General features: G+C 64.5%; 25 protein-coding genes and 1 pseudogene. 19 read left to right on the top strand and 7 right to left on the bottom strand.

Annotated features, from left to right (window positions below; genetic code table 11):
* The first annotated feature begins 21 nt into the window (after positions 1–21).
* The 6 genes and pseudogenes from AWB65_RS02385 to AWB65_RS36810 form a co-directional block, all read left to right on the top strand.
* A complete protein-coding gene (locus AWB65_RS02385; protein WP_087665702.1) occupies positions 22–774 on the top strand; it encodes an SURF1 family protein in 753 nt (250 codons plus the stop codon).
* Between the two features lie 68 nt (positions 775–842).
* Entirely contained in the window at positions 843–1,508 is a 666-nt protein-coding gene (locus AWB65_RS02380; RefSeq protein WP_374729727.1) for an SCO family protein, read from the top strand.
* Positions 1,509–1,520: 12 nt separating this feature from the next.
* The gene (locus AWB65_RS02375) at positions 1,521–2,630 is read left to right on the top strand and encodes a COX15/CtaA family protein (protein ID WP_087665587.1); all 1,110 of its coding nucleotides are present in this window, start codon (positions 1,521–1,523) and stop codon (positions 2,628–2,630) included.
* A 9-nt stretch (positions 2,631–2,639) separates the two neighbouring features.
* On the top strand, positions 2,640–3,545 hold the full coding sequence (gene cyoE / locus AWB65_RS02370; protein WP_087665586.1) for a heme o synthase: 906 nt from the start codon (positions 2,640–2,642) through the stop codon (positions 3,543–3,545).
* Positions 3,542–4,153: an SCO family protein gene (locus AWB65_RS02365; protein WP_087665585.1), complete on the top strand. Its 612-nt coding sequence runs from the start codon at positions 3,542–3,544 to the stop codon at positions 4,151–4,153. Before cyoE ends, AWB65_RS02365 begins: the two co-directional genes overlap by 4 nt.
* A gap of 55 nt (positions 4,154–4,208) precedes the next feature.
* Positions 4,209–4,301: pseudogene (locus AWB65_RS36810) on the top strand (cytochrome o ubiquinol oxidase subunit III); the annotation flags it as partial.
* A 215-nt stretch (positions 4,302–4,516) separates the two neighbouring features.
* Here the strand turns inward: AWB65_RS36810 and AWB65_RS02360 are convergent.
* Positions 4,517–5,443 carry a bifunctional helix-turn-helix transcriptional regulator/GNAT family N-acetyltransferase gene (locus AWB65_RS02360; RefSeq protein WP_087665584.1) on the bottom strand — a complete coding sequence of 309 codons (927 nt, stop codon included), beginning with the start codon at positions 5,441–5,443 and terminating at the stop codon, positions 4,517–4,519.
* Between the two features lie 331 nt (positions 5,444–5,774).
* On the opposite strand from AWB65_RS02360, the gene AWB65_RS02355 reads away from it, so the two are divergent.
* The 5 genes from AWB65_RS02355 (at position 5,775) to nagE (ending at position 13,209) form a co-directional block, all read left to right on the top strand.
* The gene (locus AWB65_RS02355; protein ID WP_087665583.1) at positions 5,775–6,509 is read left to right on the top strand and encodes a GntR family transcriptional regulator; all 735 of its coding nucleotides are present in this window, start codon (positions 5,775–5,777) and stop codon (positions 6,507–6,509) included.
* 134 nt (positions 6,510–6,643) lie between these two features.
* The gene (gene nagA, locus AWB65_RS02350) at positions 6,644–7,747 is read left to right on the top strand and encodes an N-acetylglucosamine-6-phosphate deacetylase (protein ID WP_087665582.1); all 1,104 of its coding nucleotides are present in this window, start codon (positions 6,644–6,646) and stop codon (positions 7,745–7,747) included.
* The gene (locus tag AWB65_RS02345) at positions 7,740–8,747 is read left to right on the top strand and encodes an SIS domain-containing protein (protein ID WP_087665581.1); all 1,008 of its coding nucleotides are present in this window, start codon (positions 7,740–7,742) and stop codon (positions 8,745–8,747) included. Before nagA ends, AWB65_RS02345 begins: the two co-directional genes overlap by 8 nt.
* 12 nt (positions 8,748–8,759) lie before the next feature.
* Entirely contained in the window at positions 8,760–11,351 is a 2,592-nt protein-coding gene (gene ptsP, locus AWB65_RS02340) for a phosphoenolpyruvate--protein phosphotransferase (RefSeq protein WP_087665580.1), read from the top strand.
* Between the two features lie 79 nt (positions 11,352–11,430).
* Complete coding sequence (gene nagE / locus AWB65_RS02335; protein ID WP_200821645.1) at positions 11,431–13,209, top strand: N-acetylglucosamine-specific PTS transporter subunit IIBC; 1,779 nt, start codon at positions 11,431–11,433, stop codon at positions 13,207–13,209.
* A gap of 268 nt (positions 13,210–13,477) precedes the next feature.
* On the opposite strand, the gene rpoH is transcribed toward nagE, so the two are convergent.
* Positions 13,478–14,410 (bottom strand): RNA polymerase sigma factor RpoH, encoded by a 933-nt coding sequence (rpoH, locus tag AWB65_RS02330; RefSeq protein ID WP_087665700.1) that lies wholly within the window; start codon positions 14,408–14,410, stop codon positions 13,478–13,480.
* Positions 14,411–14,812: 402 nt separating this feature from the next.
* Between rpoH and AWB65_RS02325 the strand changes: the two genes are divergently transcribed.
* Together AWB65_RS02325 and AWB65_RS02320 are read left to right on the top strand one after the other, a co-directional pair.
* Positions 14,813–15,343 carry an acyloxyacyl hydrolase gene (locus tag AWB65_RS02325; RefSeq protein WP_235007477.1) on the top strand — a complete coding sequence of 177 codons (531 nt, stop codon included), beginning with the start codon at positions 14,813–14,815 and terminating at the stop codon, positions 15,341–15,343.
* A 45-nt stretch (positions 15,344–15,388) separates the two neighbouring features.
* Complete coding sequence (locus AWB65_RS02320) at positions 15,389–15,772, top strand: nuclear transport factor 2 family protein (protein WP_087665578.1); 384 nt, start codon at positions 15,389–15,391, stop codon at positions 15,770–15,772.
* 177 nt (positions 15,773–15,949) lie between these two features.
* Here the strand turns inward: AWB65_RS02320 and leuA are convergent, their stop codons facing one another.
* Both leuA and ybiB read right to left on the bottom strand, forming a co-directional pair.
* A complete protein-coding gene (leuA, locus tag AWB65_RS02315; protein ID WP_087665577.1) occupies positions 15,950–17,602 on the bottom strand; it encodes a 2-isopropylmalate synthase in 1,653 nt (550 codons plus the stop codon).
* Positions 17,603–18,057: 455 nt separating this feature from the next.
* Positions 18,058–19,029: a DNA-binding protein YbiB gene (ybiB, locus tag AWB65_RS02310; RefSeq protein WP_087665576.1), complete on the bottom strand. Its 972-nt coding sequence runs from the start codon at positions 19,027–19,029 to the stop codon at positions 18,058–18,060.
* Positions 19,030–19,264: 235 nt separating this feature from the next.
* Here ybiB and AWB65_RS02305 point away from each other — a divergent pair, with 235 nt between their 5' ends.
* The 3 genes from AWB65_RS02305 (at position 19,265) to AWB65_RS02295 (ending at position 21,326) form a co-directional block, all read left to right on the top strand.
* A complete protein-coding gene (locus tag AWB65_RS02305; protein WP_087665575.1) occupies positions 19,265–19,963 on the top strand; it encodes a fumarylacetoacetate hydrolase family protein in 699 nt (232 codons plus the stop codon).
* A 101-nt stretch (positions 19,964–20,064) separates the two neighbouring features.
* Complete coding sequence (maiA, locus tag AWB65_RS02300) at positions 20,065–20,709, top strand: maleylacetoacetate isomerase (RefSeq protein WP_087665574.1); 645 nt, start codon at positions 20,065–20,067, stop codon at positions 20,707–20,709.
* The gene (locus tag AWB65_RS02295) at positions 20,706–21,326 is read left to right on the top strand and encodes a LysE/ArgO family amino acid transporter (protein WP_087665573.1); all 621 of its coding nucleotides are present in this window, start codon (positions 20,706–20,708) and stop codon (positions 21,324–21,326) included. The genes maiA and AWB65_RS02295 overlap by 4 nt, the downstream gene beginning before the upstream one ends.
* Before the next feature lie 69 nt (positions 21,327–21,395).
* Here the strand turns inward: AWB65_RS02295 and ftsY are convergent, their stop codons facing one another.
* Positions 21,396–22,601, bottom strand: coding sequence for a signal recognition particle-docking protein FtsY (ftsY, locus tag AWB65_RS02290; RefSeq protein ID WP_087665572.1), 1,206 nt, complete (start codon positions 22,599–22,601; stop codon positions 21,396–21,398).
* Between the two features lie 221 nt (positions 22,602–22,822).
* Between ftsY and rsmD the strand changes: the two genes are divergently transcribed.
* From rsmD to AWB65_RS02275, 3 genes are all read left to right on the top strand, one after another.
* Entirely contained in the window at positions 22,823–23,500 is a 678-nt protein-coding gene (rsmD, locus tag AWB65_RS02285) for a 16S rRNA (guanine(966)-N(2))-methyltransferase RsmD (RefSeq protein ID WP_087665571.1), read from the top strand.
* A 106-nt stretch (positions 23,501–23,606) separates the two neighbouring features.
* Positions 23,607–24,110 (top strand): pantetheine-phosphate adenylyltransferase, encoded by a 504-nt coding sequence (gene coaD, locus AWB65_RS02280; protein WP_087665570.1) that lies wholly within the window; start codon positions 23,607–23,609, stop codon positions 24,108–24,110.
* A gap of 58 nt (positions 24,111–24,168) precedes the next feature.
* Positions 24,169–24,426 (top strand): YfhL family 4Fe-4S dicluster ferredoxin, encoded by a 258-nt coding sequence (locus tag AWB65_RS02275; RefSeq protein ID WP_087665569.1) that lies wholly within the window; start codon positions 24,169–24,171, stop codon positions 24,424–24,426.
* 7 nt (positions 24,427–24,433) lie between these two features.
* Here AWB65_RS02275 and hisC read toward each other — a convergent pair whose 3' ends face one another.
* Complete coding sequence (gene hisC, locus AWB65_RS02270; protein ID WP_087665568.1) at positions 24,434–25,504, bottom strand: histidinol-phosphate transaminase; 1,071 nt, start codon at positions 25,502–25,504, stop codon at positions 24,434–24,436.
* A gap of 20 nt (positions 25,505–25,524) precedes the next feature.
* Positions 25,525–26,127, bottom strand: coding sequence for an aminoacyl-tRNA hydrolase (pth, locus tag AWB65_RS02265; RefSeq protein ID WP_087665567.1), 603 nt, complete (start codon positions 26,125–26,127; stop codon positions 25,525–25,527).
* Between the last annotated feature and the right edge of the window lie 55 nt (positions 26,128–26,182).

The raw sequence follows: 26,182 nt of genomic DNA, 5'->3' as shown, positions 1-26,182 counted from the left end.
CGGATCGCCGGTATGAGGTTCCTGAAGGTCCGTTTCTGGCCCGCGCTGCTGATCCTGATCGTGGTAGCAGTCACAATGAAGCTCGGCTTCTGGCAGCGCGACCGCGCGCATCAGAAAGAAGCGCTGAACGCGCGGATCGTCGCGTTCGAGAATGCGCCCGCGCGACGCATCGGCGTGGCGCCGCTGCCGCTGAAGGACATCGAGTTTCATCGCGTGCTCGCGCGGGGGGAATTTTTGCCGGAACGGGTCGTTTATCTCGATAATCGGCCTTATAACGACCAGCCGGGCTTTTACGTCGTAATGCCGTTTAAACTCGTCAATGGTGGCTATGTGCTCGTGAATCGCGGATGGCTGCCGCGCAATCTGGCGGATCGTACCGGCATCGAGCCGTACGAGACGCCGAAAGGCGAGATAGAAATCGAAGGCGTGGCGCGCGCGAATCCGTCGCAGGCTTACGAGTTGGGCAGCGGCGGATCGGCGGCGCGTCAGCAGATTCGGCAGAATCTCGACGTTTCGGCCTACGCGGCTGAAACCGGCTTGCCGCTGCAGCCGTTCGTGATCCAGCAACTGAACGACACCGGCGACAAACTCGTGCGCGACTGGCCGGCACCGACGCTCGGCGTCGAGCGCAATTACGGCTACATGTTCCAGTGGTGGGGCATGGCGGCCGCCGCGCTCGCGTTCGGACTGTACGCCGCGCGCCGCGCCGCAAAAAAAGACGCTGACCCGGACTCGAATCCTGAAGACCCGGACAACCGTACGAGTCACGTCTGAGCATGAATCCGAGCCACGCGTCTTCGACGAGCGAAGACCGCGCGGCGCAATCGAATAGAGGTCACGTTTTGTCGATGCAAACCCCACGCCCTTCGCCGTCCGCCATCAGCAAGGCACGCGCGCAGCACCAGCAGACCACGCCGAAAGGTTCGTGGAACAAGGGCCGCTGGATGCTCCTGTTTCTGGCGCTCGTCTGCGCGGCGCCGGTGATCGCTTCCTACCTGATGTACTACGTCTTCAAGCCGGCCGGTGGCACGTCGAGCTATGGCGTGCTGGTCGAACCGCAGCGCCCGATTCCCGGCGAACTGATGGTCACCGACGAAAAAGGCCAGCCGATGCCGCTCACCGCGATGCGCGGCAAGTGGCTGATGGTGATCGTCAACGGCAGCGACTGCAACGAGGCATGCGCGACGCGTCTCTACTTCATGCGTCAGGTGCGCGCGTTGCAGGGGCCCGAGCGCGAGCGCGTGGTGAACGTCTGGCTGCGCACGGACGACAAACCCGTCTCGGACGTGATCAAAACGGCTTATCCGCAGCCTGATACGCGAATGCTTGTCGCAAATCAGGGCGCAGTCTCGAAATGGCTGCCAACCTCCGACGACACGCAACTCACCGACCACATCTTTCTCGTCGATCCGAACGGCAACCTGATGATGCGCTTCCCTAAGAATCCCGAACCGTCGAAGATCAAGGCCGATTTGGCGAAGCTGCTGAAGTGGTCGCGGATCGGTTGAGGATTCTGAAGAATGTTCGTTCTGCAACTCGGCCTGATCGGGCTCTGTGTCGCGCTATTACCGCTGTCGTATGTCTGGGTCAAGGCCGACGACAACAAATTCCGCAAACTCGTCTGGCTGACGACGTTTCTGACGCTCGATCTCATCATGTTCGGCGGATTTACGCGTCTCACCGATTCCGGCCTCGGCTGTCCGGACTGGCCGGGCTGCTATGGCACGTCGTCGCCGTTTATCGCGCACGCGGCGATCACGGCCGCACATCAGGCGATGCCAAGCGGCCCCGTCAGCATGGTGAAGGCGTGGATCGAGATGCTGCACCGCTATTTCGCGATGGCGATCGGCGTGCTGATCATCGCGCAGGTCGTGATCGCGTGGACGGCGCGCTGGAAGCGGCGGCCGCTGCATGTGTCGCCGTGGTGGCCGACCGGCATCCTGCTCCTGATCTGCGTGCAGGGCGCGTTCGGCGCGTGGACCGTCACGATGAAGCTGCAGCCGGTGATCGTCACGCTGCATCTGTTGCTCGGGCTCGCGCTGCTCGGCGCGCTCGGCTGGCTCGCCGCGCGCCAGACGCCGATTCCGGTCCACGAACCCGCGGCCGCGCGCTGGCTGCCCGCAGCGGTGTTCGGGCTCGCGCTGCTCGTCGTGCAGATCGCGCTCGGCGGCTGGGTCAGCACGAACTACGCGGTGCTCGCGTGCACGGACTTTCCGCTCTGCAACGGCCAATGGGTTCCGCCGATGAACTTCGAGCACGGCTTTCACCTGTGGCGCGCGCTCGGCATGACGGGCGATGGCGAGGTGATCTCGCAGGATGCGCTCGTCGCGATCCACTGGACGCACCGGACATTCGCGGTCGTCGTCGTGCTTTACATGCTGTGGCTCGCGCTCAAGCTGCGCCGCTTCGAATCGCTGCGCACGCCCGCGAACGGCGTGCTGCTGCTGATCGTCATCCAGTTCCTGACGGGGCTTTCGAACATCGTCCTGCAATGGCCGCTGCCCATTGCAGTGGCGCACAACGGTGGTGCAGCCATCCTGATATTGCTGCTCGTTATGCTAAACTTTCGACTCTCTTCCAGCCGTCCCGGCCGCGCCTTGCTTCCCGCGCGCGACGTCGTTTCAGCGTGAATCCAAATCATGGAAAGCACGACAATAACTTCCCCCTCCGGTAACCGCGTCTCGCAATATCTCGCGCTGACGAAACCGCGTGTGACGCAACTCGCGGTGTTCTGCGCGGTCATCGGCATGTTCCTTTCGACGCCCGGCATGGTCCCGTGGAAGGTGCTGATCGGCGGCACGGTCGGCATCTGGCTGCTGGCGGGCGCGGCCTTCGCGATCAACTGTCTCGTCGAGCAAAAAGTCGATGCGATGATGCGGCGCACGTCGTGGCGTCCGTCGGCGCGCGGCGAGATCACGACTACGCAGATCCTGCTGTTCTCGGCGGTGCTCGGCGGCGCCGGCATGGCGACGCTCTACACGTTCACCAATCCGCTGACGATGTGGCTCACCGTCGCGACCTTCGTCGGCTATGCGGTGGTCTATACGTTGCTCCTCAAACCCTACACGCCGCAGAACATCGTGATCGGCGGGGCGTCGGGCGCGATGCCGCCGGCGCTCGGCTGGGCGGCCGTCACGGGCGCGGTGCCCGGCGACGCGTGGATTCTCGTGCTGATCATCTTCGTGTGGACGCCGCCGCATTTCTGGGCGCTCGCACTTTACCGCCGCAAGGATTACGAGAACGCCGGCCTGCCAATGCTGCCAAACACCCACGGCGAGCAATACACGCGGCTGCACATCTTCCTCTACACAGTAATCCTCTTCGCCGTCACGATGATGCCGTTCATCTCCGGCATGAGCGGCGTGATCTACCTGGCGTCGGCGATCGTGCTCGGCGCGATCTTCCTCGGCTACGCGTGGAAGATCTATCGCGACTATTCCGATGCACTCGCCCGCAAGACCTTCCGCTATTCGATCGTGTATTTGTCGCTGCTGTTCGGCGCGCTGCTCGTCGATCATTACGTGCGCACGGTGATCGGCGCATGATCAATCCCGCTCGCAGGACTTTCGCGCGGCTCGCGCTCGCGCTGGCGGGTGGTGCCCTCGTCGCGCTCGTCGCCGGGTGCAACAAGGCGCCCGAGTTCAAGAACCTCGACATCACTGGCAACACGCAGTTCGGCAGCAACTTCTCGCTGCCGGATACGTCGGGCAAGACCCGCACGCTCGACGATTTCAAAGGCCGCGCGGTCGTCCTTTTCTTCGGCTATACGCACTGCCCGGACGTCTGCCCGACGACGCTCGCCGAGCTCTCACAAGCCGTGCAGCAACTCGGCCCCGACGGCAAGCGCGTGCGGGTGCTGATGGTCACCGTCGATCCCGCGCGCGACACACCCGAACTGCTCGCGCAATACGTGACTGCGTTCAATCCGTCGTTCATCGGCTTGCGTCCCGCCGACGATGCGCAACTCGCCAAGCTCTCGAAGGAGCTGCGCGTGTACTACGCGAAGGCGCCCGGCAAAACCCCCGGCGACTACACGATGGACCACACCGCCGCGAGCTATGTCTTCGATCCGCAAGGCAAGCTACGCCTTTTCGCCCGCGACGGTCAAGGCGTCCAGACGTGGGTTCACGATCTGAAGCTGCTGCTCGACTGAGCCTGTAGCAGACTTTTCTCTCTTCTTCCCAAGCCAATCCCTAACGCCACCGCGAACCGCTGTGCTGCTTGTAAGCAGCATCACGTTCGGCTGCGCGATGCTCGGCGCGCAACGGCGCGGCAGCGGCACGGTGCTTGGCTGGCTTGCCGATTCTAAGCGCGTCGCCGCGCGGTTGCAGTCAGCCGGACGGCTAGCGTTAAAGAGCGCGGCGGATCGTGAACGCCGCCTGCGCCTTAGACTACCGTTCCGTGAAGCCCGGCAGCATTTCCGAACCAACGAAGAACACGTTCCCGCCTTCGAAGACAAAAGCCATTCCAATTTGCGTGCAATGGCTTTTTACCGTTGGAGATTCACGAGGCGCCATCAAGCATATTGCGCAGCCACCGACCGCTGCCACACACTTCCCGCCGCCACGCGCTCACGCAAGGCGAAGCACGTCTGCTCGGCGAGCCGATGCAGATCCCCCCGCGATTCCTCGATGCAGCACGTCAGCCGCTCGAATCCCGCCTCCGACGCAAAGGCCGAGCACGCATCGACGAGTCTTTGCCCGAGCCCGCGCCGCCTCGCCCCCGGCTCGACGAACAGCAGTTCGATACGCGCCTCGCTGCCCGACGCCGCGATGACGACCGCCGCACCGACCCGCGCTCCGTTCTCCTGCTCGGCGATCCAGCACGACGCGCGCGGCGCGCTGGCCTGACCCATGCCGAACACCCGCGCGACGATTTCGACCGCATGCGCCTCGTAAGGTGATCGAGCGTGATCGGCGGGATCGAGCTGCGCGCAACGCTCGACGATCCACCCGAAGTCGCCGCGCCGCGCGCCTCGCAGATGCAGCCGCGCGCAATCGACGGGCGGCGAGAGCAGCCGCGCGATATCCGCCATCGACGACGTGAGCTGCGCGCGTTCGCAGCGTGTGAAGCCACGCAACGCCACCGACATCTCGCCGATTCCATTCGAATCGATCGCGTCGAACGTGGCGCGTCCTGCCGACGTCAGGATGATGAAGTGCCGACGCGAATCCCGGGTGTCGACCCGGCGCGTGATATAGCCGCGGCTTTCGAAGCGCGTGAGCAGCCGGCTCAAATAGCCGGTGTCGAGATTGAGCTGACGCGCGACCGTCGCCGATGTCTGCGCGCCGCCGATCGCGAGCGCGTGAAGCAGGCGCACCTCGTTCGTCGAGAATTTGCTGCTGCGAATACGTTCCTGAAGTCCACCCGCGTGGCGCGCGTAGAAGTGATTGAAGTTCCGAATTGCTTCGGCCGTCCGAATGAGATCTGGACCAGTCATCATTCCCTCGTTCTCTCGTTGATCGGTCTGGGATTTTCATTTCCCGATCCTAAGTAACTCCACGCATTGTGCCCCATGAAATGCACGATCGTGCGTCTTGACGGCCGATTTGCATATTGTTGCGATTGAGGCGGACCACTCGCTAACGACTGGGCTACGGATTGGGGTAAATCCTGATCCGCAAAGAACGTATGTCAGCACCTAAGAATATCTTATAAGATATTGATTATTATGATAAAAACGTCGTCATAAAGACTAAAAATCACAAAATTGACTGGTATTATTTTGGTTATATAATGGGCTCGCCTTAACGCAAAAAGACCGGAGCTTTCTGATGGACGATCGCTGGCGAGACTTGGCCCCCGACGCGCAAAACAGCACCCCGCTGTACTTGCAGCTCGCCGCCCGTCTCGCCACCGCGATTCACGCGGGCGCCTGGTCCGCGGGTGAAGCGCTGCCGTCGGAGCGGAGTTTGTCGGAGGGCGTCGGCGTTTCGCGGATCACGGCGCGCAACGCGATTGCGCTGCTTGTCGAGCAAGGGCTGATTCGCCGGGTGCGCGGCGCGGGCAGTTTCATCACGCCGCGCGTCGAAGATCCGCTCTCGCGGCTTACCGGATTCACGAAGAAGATGGAGCAGCGCGGCTTCAAACCCGATTCGGTCTGGCTCGCGCGCGAAGTGCGCACCGCGAGCCGCGACGAAATGGTGCAACTGGGTTTGTCGCCGGGAGCTGGCGTCGCGAGTTTGCGACGGTTGCGCCGCGCGGACGGCATTGTCATGGCGGTCGAGCATTCCACATTGCCGGCGTCGGTTGTGCCGCAGCCGCTTGCGATCGGCGCGTCGCTGTATCGCTATCTGGAGGAGCGCGGCACGTCGGTAGTACGCGCGCTCCAGCACTTTCGCGCGGTCAATGCGGGCGCCGAGATCGCGCGGCTGATGGGCATCGCGCCGCGCGCCGCGCTGCTCGTGATTACGCGTATCGGCTATTCGTCGGACCAGCGCGCGATCGAACTGACGGACACCTATTGCCGCGACGACTACTACGACTTCGTCGCGGAGCTTCATCGATAGCGCCGGTACAGGCGCGCAACACCAGCCAAGAAAAACGAGAGGACAAAGACGCCGGACGCAGTTGGTCAGCCTGCTCGCAGCAAGGCGCGACCGGTTTTCAGCCTCACCATGCATCCCGTTTCACAGAGAACTTCATGCTCAAAGGAAACATACTTACCACCGCCGGCTGGATCCTCGGCTCGATCCGCTTCGAGAACGGCCGCGTGACGGCGCTCGAAGGCGAGCGCGCCGATCCATCGATGAACGATGCGCCGTACATCCTGCCGGGTTTCATCGACCTGCACGTGCACGGCGGCGGCGGGCGCGACATCATGGAAGGCGGCGACGCCGCGCAGACCGTCGCGCGCCTTCACGCCCAGCACGGCACGACGAGTCTCCTCGCCACAACGATGACCGCGCCGCGCGACGAACTGATGGACGTCGTCGCGGGCTTGGGCGAGCAAGCCAAAACCCGCGCGACGGGTGGCGCGCGCATGCTCGGCGTGCATCTCGAAGGCCCGTACATCAATCCCGGCAAGCTCGGCGCGCAGCCGGACGCCGCCGCCGTCGCCGTGCGCGATGAAGTCCTGAAGTACCTGTCACTCGCGCCGATCCGCGTCGTCACGATCGCGCCGGAAATCGCCGGGCATCTCGACATCATCGCGGAGATGGCGGCGCGCGGCGTGCGCGTGCAACTGGGCCACTCGCTCGGCACCTACGACGACGCCGTCGCCGCGCTCAAGCACGGCGCGTGCGGCTTCACGCATCTGTTCAACGCGATGTCGCCGCTGCATCACCGCGATCCCGGCATGGTCGGCGCCGCGCTCGCGCACGCCGAGTACGCGGAGCTGATCCCCGACCTGCTGCACGTTCATCCGGGCGCGATTCGCGCGGCGTTGCGCGCGATCCCGCATCTCTACGTCGTCACCGACAGCACGTCGGCGTCCGGCATGCCCGACGGCGAATACCGCCTCGGCAGCCAGCACGTCACGAAGTGCATGGGCGGCGTGCGTCTCGCCGACGGCACGCTCGCCGGCAGCACCCTCACGATGGATCAGGCGTTGCGCAACCTCGTCTCGCTCGGCTTGCCGATGGCGGACGTCTCGAACCGGCTGTCGCGTTTCGCCGCCGATTACCTCGGACTCGAAGACCGCGGGCGCATCGCACGCGGCGCGTGGGCCGACCTTGTCGTCATCGATCGCGACCTCGCGCTGACGGCCACTTACGTCGAAGGAGAATCGATTGTCGAATATGCTTAACGAGGCGCTGGCGTCCGCCGATGTGGTCGCCGCCCAGCTCGCCGATACCGCGTCCATCGAGGCGCTCGCCGTCAAGCTCGCCGAAGTCCCGCGCCACGTCGCACTGACGGTCGCGCGTGGCAGTTCCGATCACGCCGCGAGCTACTTCGCGAGCCTCACGATGAGCCGCATCGGTGTGCCGGTCGCGTCGCTGCCGATGTCGGTCGCGACGCTCCAGCAGGCGCCGCTGCGCGTCGCCGGGCAACTGGCCGTCGCGTTCTCGCAGTCGGGCAAGAGCCCCGATCTCGTAGGCACGATGCAGGCGCTGCGCCAGGCGGGCGCGTTCACTGTCGCCGCCGTCAACGCGCCGAATTCGCCGCTCGCCGATGCCTGCGAATGGCACCTGCCGCTGCTCGCGGGCGCCGAACTGAGCGTCGCCGCAACGAAAAGCTATATCGCGATGCTGTCGCTCTCGGCGATCGTCATCGCGCACGTCCAGCGCGACGCCGAACTGCTCAATGCGCTCAAAACGCTGCCCGACGCGCTGCGCCGGGCGGGCAAGCTCGACTGGTCGAAAGCCGTCGATGAACTGAAGGGCGTCGATCGCATGATCGTGATCGGACGCGGACTCGGGCTCGCGATCGCGCAGGAAGCGGCGTTGAAGCTCAAGGAAACCTCGGGTATCCAGGCCGAAGCGTTTTCGAGCGCCGAAGTGCGTCACGGCCCGATGGAAATCATCGACCGTGACTATCCGCTGCTCGTGTTCGCGCCGCGCGGACCCGAGCAAGAGGGCCTGATCCAGCTTGCGCGCGACATGCGCGCTCGCGGCGCGCGCGTGCTGCTCGCGGCGCCAGAAGATATCGCCGAAGCCGACCTGCCGCTGGCCCCGACCGACCACCCGGCGCTCGATCCGATCGCCGCCATTCTTTCCTTCTACGTGATGGCCGCAGGTCTGGCCGCCGCGCGCGGGCGCAATCCCGACGCGCCGCGCCACCTGAACAAAGTCACCGAAACTCACTGAGCGAGTCATCCGATGCGCCGTGCCGAGGAGTCCCTGTTGAATCATTCCAGCCAAACCGCCAGCAGCTTCGTCCTGCTCGCGCCGTTCACCGGTCCCGTCGTGCCGCTCGCCGACGTGCCCGATCCCGTGTTCGCCGAGGGCATGTTCGGCGACGGCATCGGCATCGATCCGCTCGATGGCGTGCTCGTTGCGCCGTGCGACGGCACGATCACGCATCTCGCGCGCACCAATCACGCCGTCACGCTGCGCACGGCCGAAGGTGCGGAAATCCTGTTGCATATCGGTATCGACACGGTCGAGCTGGGCGGCAAGGGCTTCACGCCGAAGATCGAGCAGGGCGCGACGGTGCGCGCGGGTCAGGCGCTGATCGAATTCGACGCGGATTTTGTCGCGCGCCATGCGCCGAGCCTCGTCTCGGTGATCGCGGTGGCGAACAGCGACGCGTTCGAAGTCGTCGAGCGGGCGGGGCGCGGCGTGCTGAGAGCGGGTGAAGGACGTCTGCTCGTGCTGCGCGCGAAAGACGGCGCAAAAGCCGATGCCGCCCGCAGCGACGCCAATTTCACCGATGAAGCCCGCCGCAACGTGACGCTCGCCCATGCGGGCGGCCTGCATGCGCGGCCGGCGGCCCGCGCTCGCGAAGCTGCGCGCGGCTTCGACGCCAAAGTGGAAGTGCGCTTCGAAGGCCGCAAGGCGCCGATCGAAAGCGTCGTCGGATTGCTCAGCCTCGGCGCGGGAGAAGGCGCGACGATCGAGTTGCTCGGTATCGGCGCGCAGGCGTCGCAGGCGGTTGAAGCCGTCGCGAACGAATTGCTGCGCGCGGCGCACGGCGAAGTCGAAGAGACGCCGGCGCGCGCCAAGTCGCCCGCGCCAGTTCCCGCGACGCCGCCGTCCGGCCGGCCGCTCGACCCGAACACGCTCGCGGGCGTGTGCGCGTCGCCCGGCATCGCGGTCGGCACGCTCGTGCGCTGGGACGACCAGGAGATCACACCGCCCGAGCAGGCGAGCGGCTCGTCGTCGGCGGAAAGCCATGCGCTCGACCGCGCGATCACCGCCATCGATGCCGAACTCGACGAAACCGTGCGCACCGCGTCGCAACGCGGCGCGGTCGGCGAGGCGGGGATTTTCGCGGTGCATCGCGTGCTGCTGGAAGACCCGACGCTCGTCGATGCCGCACGCGACCTGATCAGCCTCGGCAAGAGCGCCGGTTTCGCGTGGCGCGAGGCGATCCGCGCGCAGATCGCGTTGTTGTCGAAAATCGAGGACGCGCTGCTCGCTGAACGCGCCGCCGACTTGCGCGACATCGAAAAGCGCGTGCTGCGCGCGCTCGGCTACAAGAACACGTCGGCGCGCGAGCTGCCGGACGAAGCCGTCCTCGCCGCCGACGAATTCACGCCGTCCGATCTCTCGTCGCTCGACCGCACGCGCGTCACCGCGCTCGTCATGGCGCGCGGCGGCGCGACCTCGCACGCGGCGATCATCGCGCGCCAGATCGGCATTCCCGCGCTTGTCGCCGTCGGCGATGCGCTGCATGCCGTGCCGGAAGGCACGCAAGTGGTGGTCGATGCATCGGCGGGACGGCTCGAACACGCGCCGACCGCGCTCGATGTCGAACGCGCGCGGTTCGAACGCCAGCGTCTCGCGGGCGTGCGGGAGGCGAACCGCCGCACGTCGCAACAAGCGGCGACGACGAGCGATGGCCGCGCGATCGAGGTCGCCGCGAACATCGCGACGCTCGACGACGCGCGGACCGCCGTCGAAAACGGGGCCGATTCGGTCGGCTTGCTGCGGACGGAGCTGCTCTTCATCCACCGCGCCTCGGCGCCGACGAAGGACGAGCACAAGGACAGCTACCAGGGCATCGTCGATGCACTGAAGGGCCGCACGGCGATCATCCGCACGCTCGACGTGGGCGCGGACAAGGAAGTCGATTACCTGACGCTGCCGCCCGAGACGAACCCGGCGCTCGGTTTGCGCGGCATTCGTCTCGCGCAAGTGCGCCCCGATCTCCTCGACGACCAGTTGCGCGGCCTGATCGCCGTGCAGCCGTTCGGCACGGTGCGCATTCTCCTGCCGATGGTCACGGATTCGGGCGAACTCGTGCGTCTCAGAAAGCGTATCGACGAACTGGCTCGCGAAATCGGCCGGACGGATGCGATCGAAGTCGGCGTGATGATCGAAGTGCCGTCAGCGGCGCTGCTCGCGGACCAACTGGCGCAACACGCCGATTTCCTCTCGATCGGCACGAACGATCTGACGCAGTACACGCTCGCGATGGACCGCTGCCAGCCCGACCTCGCCGCCCAGTCCGACGGCCTGCACCCGGCCGTGTTGCGCCTCATCAAGGCGGCGGTGCAGGGTGCGGCGAAGCACGGCAAGTGGGTCGGCGTGTGCGGTGCGCTCGGCGGCGATCCGGTCGCGGTGCCACTGCTGGTCGGCCTCGGCGTGACGGAATTGTCGGTCGATCCGGTGTCGGTGCCCGGCATCAAGGCGCGCGTTCGCAATCTCGATTACCCGCTTTGCCGTCAGCGCGCCGAGGATGCCCTCGCGCTCGAATCGGCTCAGGCAGTAAGAGCAGCAAGCCGCGAAATCTGGCCGCTGGACTAATCGTCCGTCCGGCGCCGGCCCTTCGCGGCCTTATATAACCCCAGCAACGACAAGACCTACATATATATTGGAGAACCCGATGGACGCTAACCCGTTTGCAAAAATGCAGCGCCTAGGCCGCGCGCTGATGCTGCCGATTGCCGTTTTACCCGTGGCCGGGCTGCTGTTGCGGCTAGGCCAGCCGGACGTTTTCAATATCAAGATGATCGCCGACGCCGGCGACGCGATCTTCACGAATTTGCCGCTCCTGTTCGCGATCGGCGTGGCGGTGGGTTTCGCGAAGGACAACAACGGCACGGCGGGTCTCGCGGGCGCGATCGGTTACCTGATCGAAATCGCGGTGATGAAGGACATCGACCCGAAGCTGAACATGGGCGTGCTCTCGGGGATCGTCGCGGGTGGCGTCGCCGGGTATCTCTATAACCGCTACAAGGACATCAAGCTCCCCGAATACCTCGCGTTCTTCGGAGGGAAGCGCTTCGTGCCGATTGTCACGGGCGTGGCGTGTCTCGTGCTCGGGATCGTGTTCGGCTACATCTGGCAGCCGGTGCAGCACGCGATCGACGCGGCCGGTCTCTGGCTGACCACGGCGGGCGCGCTCGGCACTTTCGTGTTCGGCGTGCTGAACCGGATCCTGCTGGTCACGGGCCTGCACCACATCATCAACTCGCTCGCGTGGTTCGTGTTCGGCACGTTCACGCCGCCGGGCGGCGGCGCGGCGGTTACGGGCGACCTGCACCGCTTCTTCGCAGGCGACCCGACCGCAGGCGGCTTCATGACCGGGTTCTTCCCGATCATGATGTTCGGCCTTCCGGCAGCGTGTCTCGCGATGTTCCACGAGGCGCCGAAGCATCGTCGCGCGATCGTGGGCGGCTTGCTGTTCTCGATGGCGCTGACCTCGTTCCTGACGGGTGTCACCGAGCCGATCGAATACACGTTCATGTTCCTTGCGCCGCTTCTGTATGCGATCCACGCGCTCTTGACGGGCCTCGCGCTCGCGATCTGCTCGCTGCTCGGCGTTCACCTGGGCTTTACGTTCTCGGCGGGCGCGATCGACTACGTGCTGAACTACGGTCTCTCGACGCGCGGCTGGATGGCGATTCCGATCGGCATCGTCTACGGGTTCATCTACTACGGCCTGTTCCGCTTCTTCATCCGCAAGTTCAACATGGCGACGCCGGGCCGCGAACCCGAAACCGCCGATACGCAAGCCGAATCGACGTCTGAAAGCGCGGGCGGTGCTGTTGCACCGGTGCCGGGCCTGGCGAAATCGCGCGCATCGCAGTACATCGCGGCGCTGGGCGGCGCGTCGAATCTGACGCTCGTCGATGCCTGCACGACGCGTCTGCGTCTGTCGGTGGTGGATACGGAGAAAGTGTCGGAAGCGCAACTGAAGACGGCCGGTGCGCGCGGCGTGCTGAAGCGCGGCGCGACGACCGTGCAGGTGATCATCGGGCCGGAAGCGGACCTGATCGCCGACGAAATCCGCACGGAAATCGAGCATTCGCCGGCGCGTGGCGCAGTGGCGGCTGCGGCTCCCGTTGTGGCTCCGGCTGTTGCGGCAGCGGTTGGCGCCAGCGAGCAAGGCCCGCTCGATCCGGACCCGCTCCGCTGGCTCGCCGTGTTCGGCGGCGCGACCAACGTCGCTTCGCTCGATGCGATCGCCGCGACGCGTCTGCGTGTGGTCGTGCGCGATCCGTCGGCGGTGGATCGCCAGCGGCTGTCGTCGCTCGACGTGGCGTGGGTATCGGCGGATACGTTCCACATCGTCGTGGGCTCGGCGGCGGAGCGCTATGCGCGTCAGTTGGGTGCGCGCTTGTCGTCGAATGGCGGCGGGGCGGCGCCTTTGCCGGCCTGACTGGTCGCCCAGCTCGTTTAGCATGAGAAACGGCGCCCTCGGGCGCCGTTTTCGCTTTCAGGCGATTGCGGCGCCTACTGATGTGGGACGAGTTTGAGCGAGAGACACCGCTCCGGATTCCGCACGCGATGCTGACGATGCGTACCGGGGCATGCGCGAGCGTACTCTCGCGCGTCGTGCGCGGATCGGCAGGGCGGAAAGGCGCGCAGCAGAGGCAAAAAAAGCCCGCCGTCTTGCAGCGGCGGGCTTCGACTGCCTGATTCAACCCTTACGCGTAGTCGTGCAACGCCGAGCGCATCTTCTTCATCGCGCTCGCTTCGATCTGGCGAATGCGCTCCGCCGACACGCCGAACTCGTCGGCGAGTTCATGCAGCGTCTTGCCGCCCGAGCCGTCGTCCTGCACTTCGAGCCAGCGCGCCTGAATGATGCGGCGGCTGCGTTCGTCGAGCGATTCGAGCGCGCTCGACAAACCGTCGCTTTGCAGTTTGTCGAACTGGCGCGAGGCGATCACGTTGGTCGGCTCGTTGTGCGAGTCGGCCAGATACGCGATCGGCGCAAACGCTTCCTCGCCGTCCTCGACCTGACCTTCGAGCGCGATATCACCGCCCGACAAACGCGTTTCCATCTCGGCGACTTCCTCGCGCTTCACGTTCAGCTCTTTCGCGAGACCTTCGATCTCGCCCGGCGTGAATGCGCCGAGACCGGTCTTGTGGCTGCGCAGGTTGAAGAACAGCTTGCGCTGCGCCTTCGTGGTCGCCACCTTCACCGTGCGCCAGTTGCGCAGGATGTATTCGTGAATCTCTGCCTTGATCCAGTGCATCGCATACGACACGAGGCGCACGTTCTGCGCGGGGTCGAAGCGCTTCACCGCCTTCATCAAGCCGATGTTGCCTTCCTGGATCAGGTCGGCGTGCGGCAGGCCGTAACCCAGATAATTGCGGGCGATGGACACGACGAGCCGCAGGTGCGACAGCACGAGCTGGCGCGCCGCGTCGAGGTTGCCGTGCTCGCGGAATTCGGTGGCGTACTGACGTTCCTCCGACTGCGACAGCATCGGAATCCGGTTCACAGCCGAAATATAGGCGTCGATGTTGCCGATCTGGCCGGTCAGCATGGACGACTGTGCGTACGTCAGCGCGCCTGCCGAAGCCTTGGCCGGCGCCGGGCGCACAACATTCGGAAGGGTCATCGCATTGGTCACGCTCATAAGCTCCTTATCAACAAAAAACCCGGTGCAACAGCGCATCGAGTCACCACGATATTAGCACTCCAGTCCATTGAGTGCTAAGAATTAGAGCGCTGCCTAGTGTGGGAGTTCCCACAAAAACTATCGAAAATCGGGGGATGATAGGAGACATATTACAGATAATTAAACAGTCATTTTTACCGTGGACGCCGTGCAAGGTCCGATTAATTCGCATGAATTACCTCGTTTCGATCCGTCCTCGAAACTTTATTCATCTTTTCGCGGAAACCGGACACGATCCAAGCAAGATTTCGCAGCCATCTCTAAAATACCGCGGTGGCCGTCCGAGCGGTCGGTATCGAAACTAGTGTCGGGGTGTTCGTGAAGAAGAAAAAAAGCGCCTGGCTAGATCTATTCCTGCAATGCGCCGTCTTTGCGGCTTGGGCGTGCCTTCCGGCCGTCGCGAGCGCCGACCAGTTCGGCGTGCAAGTTGCCGGCGGCGTCGCGGATCACGACATCAAGAAAGCGGATATCGGCGTCGTGTGGGACCCCAACTGGACCTGGTGGGAAATCGGCGGCTTTCACTTCACTATGGTCGGCGAAGCGCACGTCTCCTACTGGCATTCGACCGAGGACAATGCCGTCCATCCAAATATCTTCGAGGTCGGCCTCACGCCGGTCATCCGCTTCGTCAGGAGTTCAGGCACGATCCGGCCGTTCATCGAGGCGGGTGTCGGAATACGGCTGCTTTCGCACACGCGCATCACCGATACGTTCTCGGTGGGCAGCGCGTTCCAGTTTGCCGACATGGTCGGCGTGGGTGCGATCTTCGGCTCGCATCAGAACTACCAGGCCGGCTTCCGCTTTCAGCATTTGTCGAACGGCGGTATCAAAGAGCCGAATCCTGGTATAAATTTCAGCCAGCTATATCTGCAATACAACTTCTGACGGGGAACGCGTGCATCGGTTCCTCGGTGCAAGAGGAATCGACAGATGCCGGCAAATACTATTGAGGCGATCCGCGGCCTCGAGCGCGACCGCTTCCGGGCGATGGTGGACGGCGACGGTGCCCTGCTGGACGCGTTGCTGGCAGAGAACGTCAGTTACGTGCACACGAACGGCAAGCGCGAGACGAAACGCCAGTTCATCGACGCGATCACGGCCGGGCGGCGACGGTATCGCCAGATCGAAATCCAGTCGCAGGACGTGATGCCTGCCGGACGCGATACGTGTCTCGTGTCGGGCCGCGCGCTGATCGAGATGGAATCGAAAAACGGCGCGCTGCTGTTTCCGATCGCGTACACGGCGGTGCATGTTCATATCGACGGGCAGTGGCAGTTGCTCGCGCTGCAGGCGACGCGCGTGGCGCTGGAGTGAGCTTTCGCGATGGGCTTGGGAAAACATCGGCGCCTCGTCGCGTGTTGCGGCGAGGCGCTTTTGCTTTTCAGGCGGCAAGAGTGATTCGCTCGCTGCGGTGTTTCTCAAGTTGCGACGCCTGCGCTCCTCGCCAACGCGCCGCAAGCCATGACGCCTGCGTCTGCGTCACAGCGCGATTCAAGCCGCGACCGCTTCGCTTTCAACCTGTGCAACTCCCGCCCATTGCGCACGATTCACCGCGCTGACGACCGCATCGACGACTGCCAGCGCCGCGTTAGCATTTACCGCGACGCCGTAACGCACGGCCTGCTCACCGACGCGGCACCCGACGAACACCGCCGTCTCGCCATTCGCGGTATTGGCCGTTTCAAACGATGACACCTGCGCTGCCATCCCCAGCGCGACCGCGACCGCTTCCGCGTACACATCGCCCGAAGCCGCACCGGACGCCGCCGGCATCGCGACACTCCGCCCCTGGACACGCAGCGTCGCCGCATTCACGCGCAACACCGGCCCCGTGACATCGAAATATTCGCGCCGGAACAGCGCGCAGATGGCATCGCCGCAAACTTCCTCGCCCGATTGATCCGCGACCGCCTGCACCGCGTGGCTGAACTCGATCTGCACGCGCCGTGGCGGCGTGAACCCCAATCCGCGCTCCAGCAGGAACGTCGCGCCGCCTTTACCCGACTGGCTGTTCACGCGGATCACGGCGTCGTAGCTGCGGCCGAGATCGGCGGGATCGATTGGCAAATAGGGCACGTCCCACACCGTGCCCGGCTGGCGCTGTGCGAAGCCCTTCCTGATCGCGTCCTGGTGCGAACCCGAAAACGCCGTGAACACGAGATCGCCCGCGTACGGATGGCGCGGGTGCACGGGAATCTGATTGCAGCGCTCGACGACGCGCCGCACGCCGTCGATATCCGAGAAATCGAGGCCCGGGTCGATACCCTGCGTATAGAGATTCATCGCGAGCGTCACGAGATCGACGTTGCCGGTGCGCTCGCCGTTGCCGAAGAGACACCCTTCGACGCGATCCGCCCCCGCGAGCAGCGCGAGTTCGGCTGCCGCGACCGCCGTGCCGCGATCGTTATGCGGATGCACCGACAGCACGATGCTGTCGCGATACCCCATGTTGCGGTCCATCCACTCGACCTGGTCGGCGAATACGTTCGGCATCGCCGCTTCGACGGTCGCGGGCAGGTTCACGATCATCTTGTGCTCGGGCGTCGGGCGCCACATTTGCGCGACGGCGTCGCAGACTTCGCGCGCGAAGGAGAGCTCGGTCATGCTGAACGTCTCCGGCGAGTACTGATAGGTCCAGTGCGTGCCGGGCCGCGCGGCCGCGCATTCCTTGATGATGCGCGTACCCTCGACGGCCAGCGCCTTCACCTCATCCTTCGATTGATTGAACACGATGCGCCGGAACGAGGGCGCGATCGCGTTGTACAAGTGCACGATCACCTTCGACGCCCCTTCCACCGCCTCGAACGTCCGCTCGATCAATTCGCGACGCGACTGCACGAGCACTTCGATGGTGACGTCATCGGGGATGCGCTTTTCGACGATCAACTTGCGCACGAAGTCGAAATCCGTCTGCGAGGCCGATGGAAAGCCCACCTCGATCTCCTTGAAACCCGTCGCCACCAGCAGCTCGAAGAATTCGAGCTTCGCCGCGATGCTCATCGGCTCGATCAGCGACTGGTTGCCGTCGCGCAAGTCGGTGCTCATCCAGATCGGCGCTTTCTCGATCGTGCGCGTCGGCCAGCGGCGGCCGGTCAGGCGGACTTGCGGAAACGGACGGTATTTCTCGGAGGGGCTGGGCATCATGATCGTCGACCTCGTTTATCGGCGGTTGCGTAGCGCCTGCGAGAGAGGCCGACGCCGGCGGCTGGCCGGCTACTGCCCGATGCGCGCTGAGAGGCTTGTCCGCGCGCGCGGTCACGTTGCATCACGGCGATGGTGACGCCTGCGACCAGCGTGAACGTGCGCGAAGCAGCGTGCATGTGACCCTCGCGTTTCCGTATCGCGGGATGCGCGAACGAAAAGCTGACGACTACAGGTGGTGAAAAGAGAGCACTACGGGAACTGCTGGGAGGACCGCGCGTTGAAGAGACGAACGCGCAGCACTACGCCTGGCGATTTACGCTAGACGTAGTGATAGGGGCCGCGCTAGGCGGCCCGAAATAATTCGGAGGGAGGAGAATTGGGTGTAGCGCATGAGGCTACTGTATGTCAGCGTCGGCTGAACTGTCAACCGACGGGTGCAATCGGAGCTTTCCGGTTTATTGGGGCCTGCGCACCACCTCGGTGATCAGTTCCACCTGCCGCGCGACCGCTGGGGGCACCGGCACCTCGCCGCGCAACACGGTTTCGATCCAGCGCGCGGTGGTCGCCGCGTCGAGCGATTCGGGCAACGCGGCGGCGGGCGCATCGGCGGACGAGCGTTCCGCCGACAGCAGCGTCTCCGAATGCCCGTCGTGGAACCAGTCGACCTGCACTTGCCGACGCGTATCCGCGACCGCTTCGCCTTCAGTGCCGCGCGCGAGCAAAGCGCCGCCGGTCGCGGCATCGGGGTGGTCGATGAAGAGGCCCGTCAGGCTGTCGCGATACTGTGGATGCGTGTAGTTCACGATCCGCAGGCCCGGCTGCGCGAACGGCTGCAGAATCTTGACGAGCGTGTGCGTCGAATTGCGCACGCCCATGATCCGGCGCAGGGACAGGAGCCGCGCGAGCTTCGGCGCAAGCGACGCGATCGGCGCGAACGCCAGCCGGCGCGACGCGAGGCTGTCCTCGATTTCATCATGCGACGCGGCGTGCTCGATCCCCAGTTCCGCGAAAATCTCGGCGCTCGTGACGCGGCCCGGATCGTCGACGACGCCGTGCACCAGCACCGGCACGCCTTCGCGGGCGAGCAGCATCGACAGGAGCGGCGTGAGGTTCGGCTGCTTGCGCGCGCCGTTGTAGCTCGGGATCGCTACCGGCCGCGCGTGGTCGCGGCCATTCTGGATGTGCAACGGCTCGAACGATGCGTGCGCGGCCGCGAGCATCGCGGCGAGTTCGGCGGCGGTCTCGCCCTTCACGCGATACGCGAGCAGCACCGCGCCGAGTTCGAGGTCGGAGACGCGGGCGTCGAGCATCGCTTCGTAGAGCGCGTAGGTGTCGTCGCGGCTCAGGGCGCGGGCGCCGTTCGGGCCGCGGCCGATTTCCTTGATGTAGCGCGCGCAGGGGAAGGCTTTAGCAGCGGAGTCGGTCATCGGGTGAGTGGGCACGCGCGGCGTGCGTCCATGCTTTTTTGCGATAAGGGATTGTATTGAGTATCGCATTTGCCGAGCGCTGGCAAGTCGCGGCGGGCCGCTTTGCATTCCGCTTACGGTGATATCGGCCGCAGAGGCCCGCCACGCAAGCGCGGCGCGGCCAAGTTACACTCTTCGTCTTGCCGGCTTCGCCTGGTCACGCGGGCCGCACGACCAATCATGAAAGGAGAGCGGGATGAGTTACGTGTTCACTCCGGCACCGGTGGTTGCGGTGCCCGTCGTCGGGTCGGAAGAGCGGTTTCCTGTGCGCCGGATCTACTGCGTTGGCCGCAACTACGAAGCGCACGCGCGCGAAATGGGCCACGATCCCGACCGCGAACCGCCGTTTTTCTTCAGCAAGCCCGCCGATGCGGTGCTCTACGTCGCACCCGGCGCGACCGGTGAGTTCGAATACCCGTCGCAATCGAAGAACGTGCATTTCGAAATGGAACTGGTCGCGGCGATCGGCAAGCAGGGCCGCGACATTCCCGCCGACACGGCGCTCGACTACGTGTACGGCTACGCGCTCGGTCTCGACATGACGCGCCGCGATCTCCAGGCCGAAGCGAAAAAGCTCGGCCGTCCGTGGGATACCGCCAAGGGCTTCGACCACTCCGCGCCGCTCGGGCCGATTCATCCGGTGGCGAAGGTCGGGCATCTCGAAAAGAGCGCAATCTGGCTGACGGTCAACGGTGAGGAAAAGCAGCGCTCGGATATTTCGCAACTGATCTGGTCGGTGGGCGAGACGATCGCTTATCTGTCGACGCTCTTCGAACTCTTCCCCGGCGATCTGATTTTCACCGGCACGCCTGAAGGCGTCGGCGCGGTTGTAAAGGGCGAGTTGATGAAGGGTGGGGTGGACGGGATCGGGGAGTTTGCAGTGCGCGTGGTTTAAGCGTGGCGAATAAGGGCGCAAATACGTTGCATGGGGCCAGATAAGGCGCTAAGGCGTCAACTCTGGCTGACAGCGCGTTTGGCCGAAAGAGGAGACACAAATTGAAGCTGTACAGCTATTTCCGCAGTTCCGCCGCCTACCGCGTGCGCATCGCGCTAAACCTGAAAGGGCTCGACTACGAGTACGCGCCCGTTCATCTGCTGCGTGACGGCGGCCAGCAACTCAAGCCGGAATATCGCGAGCTGAATCCGGACGGCATCGTCCCGACGCTGATCGATGGCGATAACGTCCTCAACCAATCGCTTGCGATCATCGAATATCTGGAGGAAACGCATCCCGAGCCGCCGCTCCTGCCGCGCGCACCGGTCGATCGCGCGTTCGTGCGCTCGATCGCGCTGCAGGTGGCGTGCGAAATCCACCCGCTCGACAACCTGCGCGTGCTCAAGTACCTGAAGCATCAAGTGAAAACGCCCGACGATGTCAAGGACGCCTGGTATGCGCACTGGGTCGAGGCGGGCTTCGAGTCGCTGGAAAAGCGCCTTGCGCCCGACCGGCGGGTCGGCGCGCTTTGTTTCGGCGATACCCCGACCGTCGCCGATCTCTGCCTCGTGCCGCAGGTTTTCAACGCGCGGCGTTTCAAGATCGACATGAGCCGCTTCCCGACGATCGAACGCATCGCCGATCACGCCGGACAGATCGATGCCTTCCAACGCGCTGCGCCCGCGCAACAACCCGACGCTGAATGACGCTTCCCTATTTATCGAGCTTCCTGTCCGGCGCCGGGCTCGGCGCCAGTCTGATCATCGCGATCGGCGCGCAGAACGCGTTTGTGTTGAAGCAGGGATTGAAGCGCAGGCACGTGGGGCTGGTCGTCGTGATCTGCGCGTCGATCGACGTGCTTTTGATCGGCCTCGGCATCGGCGGGATGGGCGCGCTGATCTCGCGGGCGCCGTTCCTGCTCGACGTGATCCGCTGGGCCGGCGCGATTTTCGTGTTCCTGTACGGCGCGCGGGCGTTTCTCGCGGCGTGGCGCGGTCCCGGCCACCTCGACGCCTCCGACGGCGAAACGCAGACGGCGCTCGGCGCGGCATCGACGGTGCTCGCGCTGTCGCTGCTCAATCCGCACGTTTATCTCGATACCGTCGTGCTGCTCGGCGGGATCGGCGCGCGTTACGGATGGCCGCGCAACGCGTGGTTTGCGGCGGGGGCGATGTGCGCGTCGATCGTGTGGTTTACGACGCTCGGCTACGGCGCGCGTCTGCTCCAGCCGTGGTTCGAGAAGGATGTCGCGTGGCGCGTGCTGGACGTGATCGTCGGCTGCGTGATGTGGTGGATCGCGGCGGCGCTGGTGTTTTCGCACTGAGCGTTGCGGCTTCGACAGCGCGCAAAAAAGGCGTCCCACGGGACGCCTTCTTGATTCCCAGCCAAGTTCCTAGCCAAGCAACGCGTCGGCGAATTCCGCAGCGCTGAAAGGTTGCAAGTCCTCCACTTTCTCCCCGACGCCGATGAAATACACCGGAATCGGCCGCTGACGAGCGATTGCCGCGAGAATGCCGCCCTTCGCCGTGCCGTCGAGCTTCGTCACGATCAACCCGGTGAGGCCGAGCGCGTCGTCGAACGCCTTGACCTGCGCGAGCGCGTTCTGCCCCGTATTGGCGTCGATCACGAGCAGGACTTCGTGCGGCGCATCCGGCATCGCTTTCGCGATCACGCGGCGCACCTTGCGCAGTTCTTCCATCAGGTGCAATTGCGTCGGCAGGCGGCCGGCGGTGTCGGCCATCATCACATCGATCTTGCGCGCGCGCGCCGCGCCGACGGCATCGAAGATCACCGCGGCCGCGTCGCCGCTTTCCTGCGACATCACCGTCACGTTGTTGCGCTCGCCCCAGACAGTGAGCTGCTCGCGCGCGGCGGCGCGGAACGTGTCGCCGGCGGCGAGCAGCACTGACTGGTCGAAGCGCTGCAGATGCTTGGCCAACTTGCCGATGCTGGTCGTCTTGCCCGCGCCGTTCACGCCCGTGATCATCATGACGAGCGGCTGCGCGCGGCCGAGCATCAGCGATTTTTCGAGTGGCTCCAGCAACTCGACGAGCAGATCGCGCAGCGCGTTCTTGACCTGCATCGCGTCGCTTAGACGCTCGGTGCGCACCTTTTCGCGCAGGGCTTCGAGCAGGAACTCGGTGGCATCGACGCCCGCGTCGGACATCAGGAGCGCGGTTTCGAGTTCCTCATACAGATCCTCGTCGATCTTCGCGCCGACGAAAATCCCGGTCAGGCTCGTACTCGTCTTCGACAAACCGTGCTTCAGCCGCGTTATCCACGATTTTTTGGCGCTGGCATCGGGCGCAGGCGGCGGGATCACCTCGTTCAGCTCTTCGGCGAGCGGCTCGCGCTTCCATTGCGACGGCGTGCGGCCCTGCCAGTACGGCTGCGGCTCGGCGGGTTTTTGCTCGGGCGCGGTCGACGTCGCTTCAACCGGAGCAACAGGCGGCTCGACCGGCTGCGCGGGCGTGACGGGCGTCGTCGCGTGGCGCAGCGGCTCTTCCGGCGCTTCGGCTTCGGCGGCTTCTTCGGCCTGAACTTCAGCCGGCGTGTCGCCTTCGGTCGGTTTCTTGAATCGTTTGAAGAAGCTGAACATGGTCTGCACTGGTGGGTGATGCGCGCGTTTCTTCGACCGCGGCGTTCCCGGCGTCGGGACAGCCGGGCGGGCGAGCGAAAGCACGGAAGGCGCGTATTTTATCAGGCGATGCCTATGGCGGTCGCTGCCCGTTGGTGGCAAGGCGCACGCCTGTGGTAACGTTGGCTTTCAACTTTTCGCGTTGGCGTCCGGCGCCCTCGCGCATCCCTAATCGCTCTCACATGTCCCGTTCGTCCATCACACGTTCGCTTTTGTCAGCCCGGCCCGGCCGCGAATCGCCGAAGGTCCGCGAGCCCGCCAAAGTCCGCGAGCCGACGCTTTCGCGCGGCGGCAAGCCGCATTCGATCCGCATCATCGGCGGCGACTGGAAGCGCACGCCGCTGCCCGTGCTCGATCTCGACGGCCTGCGCCCGACGCCCGATCGCGTGCGCGAAACGCTCTTCAACTGGCTCGGCCAGGAACTCGACGGCCAGCGCTGTCTCGATCTGTTCGCCGGCAGCGGGGCGCTCGGCTTCGAGGCGGCATCGCGCGGGGCGGAGCGGGTGCTGATGGTCGAGCGCAGCGGCCGCGCGGTCGCGCAACTGAAGGCGAACCAGACGCGACTCGCGGCGAAGAACATCGAAATCGTCGAAGCCGACGCGTTGCGACTCGCTGCTGGTCTCGCGCCGAACTCGTTCGACGTCGTCTTCCTCGATCCCCCGTTCGCCGACCAGCCGATGCTCGAACGCGCGATCGCGCTGGCGGCACCGCTCGTCACGCCCGGCGGCGCGCTTTACGTCGAATCCGGCGAGGCGATCGAGGTCGCCGCGTACCCTGCGCTGGAAGGCTGGCGGATAGACCGGGAAGGCAAGGCGGGCGCGGTCCGCTATCATTTGCTGCGGCGCGAAAATGAGGAATAATGCGCGTTCCAAAAATAACGCACCGGGCTCTTGACCGGGCGACCCGCCGGGCTGCGCTAGCCGATGCGGCCGGGCGGCCCAATGTCACCATAAGAGGAGAAGCCCCATGGTAGTCGCCGTGTACCCGGGAACGTTCGACCCGCTGACGCGCGGACATGAAGACCTCGTCCGGCGCGCGTCGAGCATTTTCGATACGCTGGTCGTAGGTGTCGCAGACAGCCGCGCCAAAAAGCCGTTTTTCGATCTTCAGGAGCGCCTCGACATCGCCCACGACGTGCTCGGACACTATCCGAACGTGCAGGTGATGAGTTTCAAAGGGCTATTGAAGGATTTCGTGAGGAAGAATAACGCGCGCGTGATCGTGCGCGGCTTGCGGGCCGTCTCCGATTTCGAGTACGAGTTTCAGATGGCGGGGATGAACCGTTATCTGCTGCCGGACGTGGAAACGATGTTCATGACGCCGTCGGATCAGTATCAGTTTATTTCGGGCACGATCGTGCGTGAAATCGCTCAGTTGGGCGGCGATGTCAGCAAGTTCGTATTTCCGTCGGTCGAGAAGCGCCTGATCGACAAGGTCGGCCCGATCGCGCGCGACGCCGCGACGCCTTGAGCGCGCGGGGGCCCGCTTTTAAGGGAGCGGGCCATTTGTCGCTTATTGAGAGTAAAGCATGTCTTTGATCATTACCGACGAGTGCATCAACTGCGACGTCTGCGAACCCGAGTGCCCTAACGACGCCATTTCGATGGGCACGGACATCTACGTTATCGACCCGAAAAAGTGCACCGAATGCGTCGGCCATTTCGACGAGCCGCAATGCCAGCAGGTGTGCCCGGTCGAATGTATTCCGCGCGATCCGGCGCATGTCGAGTCGCCAGACCAGTTGATGCAGAAGTATCACGCGCTGATGGCTGCCAAGAGCCGATAACGCGCGCTTAACCGACGATCACCGCACGTAACGCGCCGATGAGCGCCTCGCATTCGGCATCAGTGCCGATGGAAATGCGCAAATGCTGGTCGATGCGCGGCAACTTGAAGTGCCGCACAAAAATCTCCCTCTCTTTCAGCGACGCAGCAATCGTTGAGGCATCGTGCGCCGGATGGCGAGCGAACAGGAAATTTGCCGCCGACGGCACGACCTCGAAGCCTAACGCCTGCAACTCGCCCGTCAGACGATCGCGACAAGCGATCACTTTCGCGCAGGTTTCGCGGAACCACACGTCGTCTTCATAAGCCGCGATTCCCGCCGCTTGCGCCAGCCGATCGAGCGGATATGAGTTGAAGCTGTCCTTCACGCGGGTCAGCGCTTCGATCAGCGCGGCATCGCCGAATGCGAAACCCACGCGCATTCCGGCGAGCGAGCGCGCTTTCGACAACGTCTGCACGACGAGCAGATTCGGATATTGATCGATCAGCTTGACCGCCGATTCAGCACCGAAATCGACATACGCCTCGTCGATCACGACCGGTGAATCGGGATTCGTCTCTAGCAATGCTTCAATCTCGGCGAGCGACAACGCACGGCCCGTCGGCGCGTTCGGATTCGGCAAGAGCACAGCACCACCGTCCGCCCGATAGTCGTCGATATCGATGCCGAACTCCGCGTTCAGCGGGATCGCATCGAACGCCACGCCGTACAACTGCGCGTAGACCGGATAGAAGCTGTAGGTGATATCGGGGAAACGGATGGGCTTGTCGTGCTTCAGGAGAGCCTGAAACACGTGCGCGAGCACTTCATCAGAACCGTTGCCCGCAAATACCTGCTCGATACGCAGCCCATGATGCGCGGCGACTGTCTCGCGCAGCGCGCGGGCGGTCGGATCGGGATATTTTCGCAGCGTCTCGCCGGTGTCGCCCAGCTCGCGCCGAATCGCCTCGACGACGCGCGGCGACGGCGGATACGGATTTTCGTTCGTATTGAGCTTGATGGGATGCGCCAGCGCGGGCTGTTCGCCCGGCACATACGGCGTCAGTCGATGGACGATATCGCTCCAGAAACGGCTCACAGGCGGCTCCGAAAGAGGTGTCAGGAATTGCGATGCAGGTTCATCACCGCGCGCTCGGTCTCGCCAGCGACGACGAACGGCATCACTGCGAGCGCGCGCTCGATCGACTGGTCGATCGGCTCCTGCTCCTCGCGGCGCGGCGGCTTGAGCACGAAATTGGCGACATCGGGCTTCGCGCCCGCGCGCGAACCTTCGGGAATCAGATCGCGCGGATGCCCGATCCCGATCCGCAGACGCCAATACTGCTGCGACGACAGATGCGCGGAAATGTCCTTCAGCCCGTTATGCCCGCCGCTCCCGCCGCCGAGCTTCATCTTGACGGTGCCGGGCGGCAGATCGAGCTCATCGTGCGCGACGAGAATTTCGTCGGGCAGAATCTTGAAAAACTGCGCCACCGCGACGACCGATTGCCCCGAGCGGTTCATGAACGTCTGCGGTTCGAGCAAATGGACTTCGTGCCCGTTCAGACGTCCCTTGCCGTAGTGACCGTGAAAGCGCCGTTCATCGCGCAGGCTTGCGCCGGCGTCGCGGGCGAACTGGTCGACGAACCAGAAGCCGGCGTTGTGTCGCGTGGCGGTGTACTCGGCGCCCGGATTGCCGAGGCCGACGATCAGCTTGATCATGTCGAGTCGTTGCGAGCGAAGCGCCCGCCTGAAATGGTGCGAAAAAAAACCCGCC

It is taken from the genome of Caballeronia humi, from assembly GCF_001544475.1.
GTDB lineage: Bacteria > Pseudomonadota > Gammaproteobacteria > Burkholderiales > Burkholderiaceae > Caballeronia > Caballeronia humi.
Note: the sequence above shows the minus strand (reverse complement) of the source record. Positions and strands in the feature narration are given on the sequence as shown.

What these genes read in the sequence shown, in the direction of transcription:
- AWB65_RS02305 (WP_087665575.1), top strand. Translation starts at nt 19,265, where the DNA reads ATGAGTTACGTGTTCACTCCGGCACCGGTGGTTGCGGTGCCCGTCGTC.
- AWB65_RS02375 (WP_087665587.1), top strand. Translation starts at nt 1,521, where the DNA reads ATGTTCGTTCTGCAACTCGGCCTGATCGGGCTCTGTGTCGCGCTATTA.
- AWB65_RS02320 (WP_087665578.1), top strand. Translation starts at nt 15,389, where the DNA reads ATGCCGGCAAATACTATTGAGGCGATCCGCGGCCTCGAGCGCGACCGC.
- leuA (WP_087665577.1), bottom strand. Translation starts at nt 17,602, where the DNA reads ATGATGCCCAGCCCCTCCGAGAAATACCGTCCGTTTCCGCAAGTCCGC.
- AWB65_RS02360 (WP_087665584.1), bottom strand. Translation starts at nt 5,443, where the DNA reads ATGATGACTGGTCCAGATCTCATTCGGACGGCCGAAGCAATTCGGAAC.
- AWB65_RS02275 (WP_087665569.1), top strand. Translation starts at nt 24,169, where the DNA reads ATGTCTTTGATCATTACCGACGAGTGCATCAACTGCGACGTCTGCGAA.
- ftsY (WP_087665572.1), bottom strand. Translation starts at nt 22,601, where the DNA reads ATGTTCAGCTTCTTCAAACGATTCAAGAAACCGACCGAAGGCGACACG.
- nagA (WP_087665582.1), top strand. Translation starts at nt 6,644, where the DNA reads ATGCTCAAAGGAAACATACTTACCACCGCCGGCTGGATCCTCGGCTCG.
- coaD (WP_087665570.1), top strand. Translation starts at nt 23,607, where the DNA reads ATGGTAGTCGCCGTGTACCCGGGAACGTTCGACCCGCTGACGCGCGGA.
- pth (WP_087665567.1), bottom strand. Translation starts at nt 26,127, where the DNA reads ATGATCAAGCTGATCGTCGGCCTCGGCAATCCGGGCGCCGAGTACACC.
- AWB65_RS02295 (WP_087665573.1), top strand. Translation starts at nt 20,706, where the DNA reads ATGACGCTTCCCTATTTATCGAGCTTCCTGTCCGGCGCCGGGCTCGGC.
- rsmD (WP_087665571.1), top strand. Translation starts at nt 22,823, where the DNA reads ATGTCCCGTTCGTCCATCACACGTTCGCTTTTGTCAGCCCGGCCCGGC.
- ptsP (WP_087665580.1), top strand. Translation starts at nt 8,760, where the DNA reads ATGCGCCGTGCCGAGGAGTCCCTGTTGAATCATTCCAGCCAAACCGCC.
- ybiB (WP_087665576.1), bottom strand. Translation starts at nt 19,029, where the DNA reads ATGACCGACTCCGCTGCTAAAGCCTTCCCCTGCGCGCGCTACATCAAG.
- AWB65_RS02355 (WP_087665583.1), top strand. Translation starts at nt 5,775, where the DNA reads ATGGACGATCGCTGGCGAGACTTGGCCCCCGACGCGCAAAACAGCACC.
- nagE (WP_200821645.1), top strand. Translation starts at nt 11,431, where the DNA reads ATGGACGCTAACCCGTTTGCAAAAATGCAGCGCCTAGGCCGCGCGCTG.
- AWB65_RS02345 (WP_087665581.1), top strand. Translation starts at nt 7,740, where the DNA reads ATGCTTAACGAGGCGCTGGCGTCCGCCGATGTGGTCGCCGCCCAGCTC.
- cyoE (WP_087665586.1), top strand. Translation starts at nt 2,640, where the DNA reads ATGGAAAGCACGACAATAACTTCCCCCTCCGGTAACCGCGTCTCGCAA.
- AWB65_RS02365 (WP_087665585.1), top strand. Translation starts at nt 3,542, where the DNA reads ATGATCAATCCCGCTCGCAGGACTTTCGCGCGGCTCGCGCTCGCGCTG.